This window comes from Orenia sp. (assembly GCF_055140805.1).
The window spans coordinates 32,095-41,151 of sequence record NZ_JBSQYM010000013.1 but is presented as its reverse complement, the minus strand read 5'-3'; the positions used below and the strand labels follow the sequence as shown (position 1 = coordinate 41,151).

General features: G+C 34.1%; 9 protein-coding genes. All 9 read right to left on the bottom strand.

Features of this window, described 5'->3' with window-relative positions:
* Nucleotides 1–127: 127 nt before the first annotated feature.
* Nucleotides 128–943, bottom strand: a complete 816-nt coding sequence (gene nudC / locus ACTCDL_RS02905) for an NAD(+) diphosphatase (protein WP_463173866.1) — start codon at nt 941–943, stop codon at nt 128–130.
* A 506-nt stretch (nt 944–1,449) separates the two neighbouring features.
* The gene (locus ACTCDL_RS02900) at nt 1,450–3,078 is read right to left on the bottom strand and encodes a glycoside hydrolase family 13 protein (protein ID WP_463173864.1); all 1,629 of its coding nucleotides are present in this window, start codon (nt 3,076–3,078) and stop codon (nt 1,450–1,452) included.
* A gap of 178 nt (nt 3,079–3,256) precedes the next feature.
* Nucleotides 3,257–4,636 (bottom strand): MATE family efflux transporter, encoded by a 1,380-nt coding sequence (locus ACTCDL_RS02895; RefSeq protein ID WP_463173863.1) that lies wholly within the window; start codon nt 4,634–4,636, stop codon nt 3,257–3,259.
* Nucleotides 4,637–4,687: 51 nt separating this feature from the next.
* The gene (locus ACTCDL_RS02890) at nt 4,688–5,266 is read right to left on the bottom strand and encodes a TetR/AcrR family transcriptional regulator (RefSeq protein WP_463173868.1); all 579 of its coding nucleotides are present in this window, start codon (nt 5,264–5,266) and stop codon (nt 4,688–4,690) included.
* A gap of 152 nt (nt 5,267–5,418) precedes the next feature.
* On the bottom strand, nt 5,419–5,901 hold the full coding sequence (locus ACTCDL_RS02885; RefSeq protein ID WP_463173862.1) for a GIY-YIG nuclease family protein: 483 nt from the start codon (nt 5,899–5,901) through the stop codon (nt 5,419–5,421).
* Nucleotides 5,902–5,929: 28 nt separating this feature from the next.
* Nucleotides 5,930–6,178: a hypothetical protein gene (locus ACTCDL_RS02880; protein WP_463173861.1), complete on the bottom strand. Its 249-nt coding sequence runs from the start codon at nt 6,176–6,178 to the stop codon at nt 5,930–5,932.
* A 25-nt stretch (nt 6,179–6,203) separates the two neighbouring features.
* The gene (locus ACTCDL_RS02875) at nt 6,204–6,935 is read right to left on the bottom strand and encodes an alpha/beta hydrolase fold domain-containing protein (RefSeq protein ID WP_463173860.1); all 732 of its coding nucleotides are present in this window, start codon (nt 6,933–6,935) and stop codon (nt 6,204–6,206) included.
* A 176-nt stretch (nt 6,936–7,111) separates the two neighbouring features.
* Nucleotides 7,112–7,675: an elongation factor P gene (gene efp, locus ACTCDL_RS02870; protein WP_463173859.1), complete on the bottom strand. Its 564-nt coding sequence runs from the start codon at nt 7,673–7,675 to the stop codon at nt 7,112–7,114.
* Between the two features lie 174 nt (nt 7,676–7,849).
* Nucleotides 7,850–8,923 (bottom strand): M24 family metallopeptidase, encoded by a 1,074-nt coding sequence (locus tag ACTCDL_RS02865; protein WP_463173857.1) that lies wholly within the window; start codon nt 8,921–8,923, stop codon nt 7,850–7,852.
* Between the last annotated feature and the right edge of the window lie 134 nt (nt 8,924–9,057).

Here is a 9,057-nt window from a genome sequence, read left to right as displayed (position 1 = left end):
GTTTTAGTTCTCTCTCCTAAGGTAGGAGAGAGTTAGAGTGAGGTATGAAAATGATTTTAAGTTTTTTATAAAATTACATTTTAGACTTGGACATCTATACTTAATCTTAAACTTATAATTAAATTTATTAACTATTATTCTCTATAAAATCATCAATCAGTCTTCTCGCAATACTGACCTTCTCTGGAATTTTAGGAAGGTTGTTAACATTAAACCACTGAGCATCTGCAATCTCTTTATCATCAATCACTATCTCACCACTAGCATATTCGGCTGTATAGGCTACCATCAAAGAATCTGGAAAGGGCCAAGGCTGACTACCGAAATATTCAATATTCTTAACCTCTAACCCGACCTCCTCTTTGACCTCTCTTCTAACACACTCCTCTAAGGTTTCAGCAGGCTCTACAAAACCAGCAAGCACACTATAAAATTCATTTGAAAGGCGGTGTGAGTTTGCCAATAAAATTTGATTTCCCTTAGTAATAGCTACTATAATAGCTGGTGATATCCGAGGAAAGATTATCTGATTACATTCAGTACAGATTTTAGCCCTCTCCCTCTTCAAATTCTCTGTTGGGCTTCCACACCTGCCACAATAGCGAGTATCATTAGACCACTGGATAAATTGATGGGCATAGCCGATTAATTTAAATGAATCTTCATCTATTATTCCATAAAGTTCTCTAATTTTATAAAAAGATAAACAATTGAGTACCTTATCTGGTGAGTCAAGTAACCCCACATAGCAAGGCACTCCATCTAAAGTACCAAAAAACTCTGTCACAATCGGCTCTAGATTATCTACAAATCTATTATTGATACTTGGAACAACAGGATTATTATCATTAAATTTAAGTAAAATTTGATTCTCACTAAATAAGAGCCAATAAGCTGAGTCTGATTTATTAGATATAGGTTTGATCAAAGGTTTAAATTCCATATAATATCTTCCTTCCTTTAAATATAATTATAATATTATTAAGCTATCTTATAACTTCTCCACTTCTTGATAATCACCTTGCTACCTCTTTAATTAAAATAAAGTAGATAATTTGTCGAATTAAATTTTAATGTATTAAGAGTTAATGGGGATATTGCGTCATTTTAGTAATATCCCCCACCTAACCTCCCCTACGAGTTTTTAAAAGACCAAAAACTCTTCGTGGAATCCCAATTTTTAAATGTCCCCCTTAAAAGGGGAGGAACAAAAAGAAGTTAAAGTCCTCTCCTTATCAGGGAGAGGATTTAGGAGAGGGTGGTTTACTCACACTCATAGCTCACACTCGACACAAAGTGTCACACTATCTCTCAATTGTATCATTTCTTAAAAATAAAATAGCACCTTAACAGGAGCTATTTTAACTTGTTATCTAATATCCAAATTTAAAATAATTAATTTTGCTAATCACTCGTCACTAATTACTTTGTAACTGTCAGACAATTTCGTTATGAAATTGTCTGACTATATACTCTTGCTTCCCAAGGCCTAAATCGGTTATTTTCTGATAATGATTTTGGTTGCTTAGTATAATTACCTGTGAGCAACTTCCAATCTTGATTAGTATCATCTATTCTATACTCTACACTATCACCTGAAATATTTAATAAGATTAGAAATTCCCTTTCTTCATCTGATCTAGTATAAGCCAATATATGAGAATCTTCTTCTCCATAAAGCTTAAAGTCTCCACGCTTTAAGGCATTATTAGCTTTGCGTAAGGCTATCAGCTCTTTATAATAATTTAAGATAGAATCATCCTCTTGAGACTCTTTTTCTACATTAATATTCTTATAATTAGGATTGACCTTAATCCAAGGCTTGCCAGTAGTAAATCCTCCATGACCTTGACTATTCCATTGCATTGGGGTTCTAGAATTATCTCTATTATGATTAAAGAAGTATTCTAAGGCTTCCTCTTCACTCTTGCCAGATTTTAGTGCCCACTCATACCTCTTCTTACTTGCTTGGTCTTGATAATCATCGATATTGTCAAATTTAACATTGGTCATCCCAAGCTCTTCTCCTTGATAAATATAAGGTGTCCCCCACATAGTTAATTCTAATGTAGCAAATAGCTTAGCTGACTCTTTCCAGTACTCTTTATCATCACCAAAAATTGATAGATGGCGAGGTAAATCATGGTTACTAAAAAAGATTGTATCCCATCCCTTAGGACTTAAAGAATCATACCACTTCTTAAAATAATCCCTTAGCATTGCTGAATCAAGCTTCTCTGCAAGTACATGACCAAAATGGAATACCATATCAAGCTCATTTCTGTCTTCATCTACATAAAGACTTGAAGATTCTGGGGTAGTACCACCAGTCTCACCAACGGTCATTACATCATGATTAATTAATACCTTCTCATACAGCTCTTGTAGATACTGATGAGTCTCTTCAAGATTACGATAATTCTTCTTTTCCCATTCATGTTCTGCTTCAGGAGCATCTGGTAGCCCCTCTGGCTTTCCAATATGATGGATAGCATCTAGGCGAAAGGCATCTATCCCTTTTTCTATCCACCACTCAACAATTTCATATATCTCTTTTCTAAGCTCTGGATTACTCCAATTCAAATCAGGCTGTTTATGATAGAAATGATGTAAGTAATATTCACCACTCTCTTCATCAAAGGTCCAGGCTGAATCTTCAAAGTAAGACTCCCAATTATTAGGTTCTTTAGACCAGATATAATAATCTCTTTTAGGACTATCCTTGGAAGAACGAGCTTCAATAAACCATGGATGCTCATCAGAGCTATGATTTAAAACCAAATCCATCATCACTTTAATATTACGTTTATGGCACTCATCAATCAAGAGTTCAATATCAGCCATAGACCCAAATTCCTTCATAACATCTCTATAATCAGAGACATCATAACCATTATCATAATTTGGAGAGGAGCAAAAAGGACTTATCCAAATAACATCCACCCCAAGTTCATTTATGTAATCAAGCTTAGCAGTTACCCCTGCTATATCTCCCACTCCATCACCATTAGAATCGAAAAAACTTCTAGTATATATTTGATAAACAACTACATCCTTAAACCAATCTGATTTTGTCATATTTATACCTCCAATATTATATAGTCATCCAATTTTAGAATGAAACAATAGAAAGATAGTGTGACACTTTAGTGTCAGTGTGAGTGTGGGTGTGAGTGGTTTAGTGTTATGGTTTACTCACACTCACACTAATCACTCACACTTAAATAAAGTGTCGCTATATATCCATTAACTACTTTCATCCTGCTAACTCCTTATTATTTCTAAACCTAGCAGTCCATACTTTAAATGGATTTTCCTCATAATAGAATCTCATCAAATTGATTCCCCCTCTAATCCCTTCATCTAAGATTAAAGTCAAATACATCCCCATTAGACCTAAGGAGAAACTAAAGATCATTACTGGCGATAAGGAGACTACAAAGATAGTACCAAATATCTGCGAATAGAGCATCCATTTGGTATCACCAGTACCTCTAATTGCATGACCCATCACTACATTAAATACCTGTAGATTGATATGTAACCCTGATAATCGAAGTAATGGCACTGCTCTAGCCATTACACTAGGATCTGAAGTAAAGATACCTGCCAGAAATTTAGGAAATACCAAGAATACCAATCCAAAAACTAAAGTAACTACTACAGATAATCTCTGACAATAAAAACCTATATCTCTTGCTTGCTCAAAGTCTTCATTGCCCCAATATTGCCCAACCTTCGTCATCGCTGCTTTGGCAAAACCAAGATAAATATAGAGTGCCAAAGATTGAATCCCTGCTACCAGTGAATAGATACCTATAGTCATCCCATCAATCTGATTTAATAAACGTACAATTACTAATTGTCCTAAATTCCACAGTAAAGATTCAATTCCACTAGGAATACCAATATTTAAGGTCTCCTTATATAGCTTCCAATTTGGTTTTAACAAAGCTCTTTTAGAGAACTTAAAAGGTAAATCCCGATAAAGTATAACAGCTATAAAGATTCCAATAGCTGCTATAATATTAGATATCATAGTAGCTAAGGCTGCACCCTCTAAACCTAGAGCAGGAAGACCAAACTTACCATAAATCATTACCCAATCTAAAAAGATATTACTTAAGCTTTTGGTAATTCCAAAGATCATAATCGGACGGGTAACTCCTACACCTTGGAAGATAGATCCTGCTGAAATCTCAATCCCTAAAAAGATTAATGAGACTGCTAAAATTTTTACATAAGTAACTGAGTCTTGAAGTATCTGCCCTTCTGCTCCAAAAAGTGAAAATATCCACCTCCCACCTAAAATCCATACTAAAAACAGCCCTATTGAAAATAATGTGGAGTAGAAGAATGAAGACTCTCCTAAACGCTGAACTTTATTATAATCCCTTCTTCCATAATTCTGAGCCACCAATACTGTTAATCCTGTTGCTGCAGAAAAGAAGAAGAAGTTGAGAGCATTATAAGGAATCAAGACATTACCAATTGCAGCCAAATAACGAGATTCCAGATTTCCTAGAAAAGCTCTATCGATCATAATCTGAAAATGCATTACTATATTCTGGATTATAATCGGTAAAGCTATAGTCAAAATCACCTTTAATCTACTTATTTTCTTATTTTCTTTCATCATAACCCTCCAGTCATACCTACCAGTCGGTATGTTTTTGAGATAAAAAAATTACACTTTCAATCTTATCCAATAATTATCAAACAATCTCTTGAACATATTCTGATCTTTTTTGATACTAGGATTGACAAAATTCAAATATGATAAATGCTGTAATAGAGCATCTAACTCAAAGGATAAGACCTCTGGATCTAAATCTTGGCGAATCTCCCCTCTTTTTTGTGATTTCTTAAAAACATCTGTTAAGATTCCTATCTTCAGCTTATCACACTCATCTACCGCCTTTTGGAACTCTGGATACTTTCGAGTAGCTTCATATAAGAAATTATAATAATGTAAAATCGCATCATCATTATCAGAACCTACCAAGTCCTGAATGTATTTTTTCTTCTCTTTAAGAGATTCAAAACCTTTCCAAATTATATCCTTTATATCTAATTCTATATTCTGCAGCCATTCAGGTATTCCATTTGGAGTAAAATAATCTTCTAAAACCTGATAATATAAGTTCTCTTTACTATCAAAGTAATGATAGATGCCACCCTTAGTCAACCCTGATTTTTTAGCAATAGCATTTAGGGAGGTCCCTTGATATCCTTTACGAATGAATAACTTAGACGCAGTTTTAATTATCTTCTCTTTACTATCGATTCCAATCTCCCTCCTTTAAATTAATAAATTAAGTTCAGTATTTTATACAATTATCTATATAATTATAACTAAATTAGTATAAAAATCAAGAAAATCTACAAAAATTTTAATAAATTATCTCTTTAAGTGGATTATAATTCTAATTGAAATATTTCTGTCAATCTATCATTTAATAAATTATTATTCAATCTTTTGTAAAAGTCATTAAAATCAGGTACCTCTCTAAAGTAAAATAAATGTGATTCACAATCACAATCACTTGACCCAAAGCCTGCAAAAGGAATAGAGCTACTCTCTAAACTTTTTAGTAGCTGTGCCCACTTATGTTCATACCTTTCTCTACCATAAATATACCAAATTTCAATAAGCTCTGTCACCTTTCTTAAATAATCGATATGCCAATAGAGCTTCTTATACTTTTTATTATGCCTTCTAACTCTTGAATGTACCCCTCCTGACCCAAAAGCACTCCCTACATAAGCATAGTAGCCTTTTTGAATCTTAAAATATCCTAATTTACCAACTTTAATCTCCTTATCCTCTTTAGCTTCTAAAATCAAGATATATGTTCCAGGCTCTGCTGTGATTGTCTGCTTAATCTTGCGCCATGACATTATCTTCCTCTCCTTTATAATATATAATCTATTTCTTAACCTTAGCACGATACTTTAAAAATACAACTAATATAATTAACATATTTAAAATTTTATCATACTCTGCTGGCAAATAAATAAGTAACAGCACCAATAAGGCAACTACTAAAATATTCAGTAGAACTTTAAAGATTATAATCTTCTTATTTTGCCCCTTCTCTTCTAACCTTATATATTCAGCTATAGCTATAAAGGGTAATAAGGGAATTAAGATTAATAATGGTACAAAATCCTCCATAACATATCAAACTCCTCTTTAAAAATCATCTTAAATAATTATTAAAAAAGTCTATTACCTGCTTGTACACATCCTGATGAAACTCTTGATTAATAATATCAAAGCCATGACCTTCTCCTTCTAAGATATATAGCTCCACTTGATTAGTAAATTTCTTTAAAGCATTATATAATAGCTCACTTTGCAAAAGAGGAACCTCAATATCTGCCTCACCATGAACAATCAAAAAAGGAGGTACTTCTAGACTGATATAATTAATTGGATTCGCTCCTTTTATATCTAATAAATCTGTCATACCATAGAAATTACAGACTGCTTGTACTCTGCTTGAATGTTCTAGATGCTCACCTACATCAAAACCTCTAACATCTCCTGCTGTCCCTAGTAAAGATGCCAAATGCCCCCCGATTGAACGTCCCCAAACTCCAATCTTCTCAGGGTTAAAACCATAATTCTCTTCATTAGCTCTCAGCCACCTAACAGCAGTTTTACAGTCTTCTATCTGAGCTGGAAACTCTGCTTCATTATATAATCGATAGTCTATTATCGCAACAGCATATCCATTCTCAATCAGTGGTCTAGACACACTATAAACCTCTTTATAGCCATTATTAGTACCTATCTCCCACTCTCCACCATGGAGATAAATTACCAACGGAGGCTTTTCACCAGTTAACTGAGGTACATAGATATCTAACACTAAAGACCTCCCCTCCACATTACAATATTCAAGGTTAGTAAATTTATTGACTTCCATATAAAATCCCTCCAGATAATAGCTATCACAAATAATTACCACATCTTAACATATTCTACAAAATAAAGAGGATTACCTTCTTTATTTAGCCAGAAATTAAAATATTATTATAATAGAAAAAGGACGCAATCTCTGCGCCCTAACTTAATCTTTTAATTAAACTATTTTCCTTAATCTTACTTATTCACTCTCTCCATATACTCGCCAGTACTTGTATCAATCTTTAGAATATCACCTTTGTTAACGAATAATGGAACAGTAACTACTACTCCAGTCTCTACAGTTACATCCTTAGTACCACCAGAGACAGTATTTCCTTTGACAGCAGGTGGCGATTGAATTACCTCTAGCTCTACTGCATCTGGTACAGCTATACCAATTGGATTGTTCTGATACATTTGAACTTGGATATCACTATTCTCTTTGATGTATTTATAAGAGTCACCGATCTGGTCTTTAGTCAAAGTAAGCTGTACATAACTCTCTTTATCCATAAAGATAAAGTCATCACCACTTCTATATAGGTATTGATACTCTCTTGTATCAACATAAGCTTGGTTAACTTTTTCTCCAGCTCTAAAACGTTTATTGATGATTCTTCCAGACTCTATCTCTCTAAGCTTAGTCTGTAAAAAAGCTCCACCTTTACCTGGTTTAACATGGTCATAGCCCATAATAGAGTACAGCTTGCCGTCCATTTCAATAGTCATTCCTGGCTTAAATTCACTTGTAGAAATCATTATGTATCCCCCTCGTTTTCAGTTTACAGTTTTCAGTTTACAGTTTACAGTTACTTTAAAAGATGAAATTATAAAATCACTATAGTTACTATCCTCTAATCTTAACTGTCAACTATCAACTGTCAACCGTCAACTCATTTATCTTTCTAATTGTACATTCTCCATTCTCAATTGTCAATTTTCAATTACTAGTAGCTCTTTAGGTGATTTAGTTAGAATCTCACAACCATCCTCTGTTACTACAACTATATCCTCTATTCTAACTCCACCCCAGTTAGGCAGATAGATGCCTGGTTCTACTGTTACTACCATTCCAGCTTCTAAGATTGTATCCCCCTTTGGCGATAGTCTTGGGCCTTCATGGATCTCTAAGCCTACAGCATGACCCAGTCCATGACCAAAATAATCACCAAAACCTGCTTCAGTGATAATGTCACGTGCAATCTGATCTACTTCCTTGCCAGTCATTCCGGCTTTAATTACTTTGATTGACTCCAATTGAGCCTTGAGAACTGTCTCATAAATTTCCTTATGTTTATCGCTAGGTTCAGCACCTACTACTACGGTTCTAGTCATATCAGAATGATAGCCATCATAGACACAACCAAAGTCCATAGTTACAAAGTCTCCTGCTGCTATTCTTTTACCACTGGCTACTCCATGGGGTAAGGCTGAACGCTCTCCAGATGCAACGATAAAATCAAAGGCATTATCACTAGCCCCTGCTCTTTTCATAAAGAACTCTAACTCTAAAGCAACATCGCGCTCAATAACACCCACCTTGAGAAAATCTCTAATCATAGTAAAGGCATCATCAGTAATCTCTACCGCCTTCTTAATCTTTTCGATCTCCTTAACACTTTTGACCATCCTTAATTTCTTGACTATACTCTCAGTAGGCTTTAACTCTACATCTAGCTTCTCTTTAAAATTCAAATATGTATTGTAATTCTCATAAGTAGCTTCAAATCCCAGAGTCTCTACCTGTAGTTCTTTAAGCAGTTCATTGATCTTCTCAAACTTAGAATCCTTAAACTCAACAACTCTATAATCTGGAGATTGCTTTTTGGCCTGTTGAGTATAACGAAAATCAGTAATTAAAATTGCTTCCTCTTGACTGACTAGCACAGTCCCAGCAGTTCCAGTAAATCCAGTCATATATCTGCGATTTTCAGGTGTATTAATTAATAATGCATCCAATTTTGCTTGTTTTAATTCTGTTTGTAATTTAGAGATTCTTTCTTTCATTCTATCACCTCCATATTTATTAATAATGTGTGAGTGTGAGTTGTGAGTGTGAGTAGTCAGTGTGAGTAAATTCAAAATCAATTAACCTCTTTAAAAATCTATGTATCAATTAGCTCTTTACTCACACCCACACT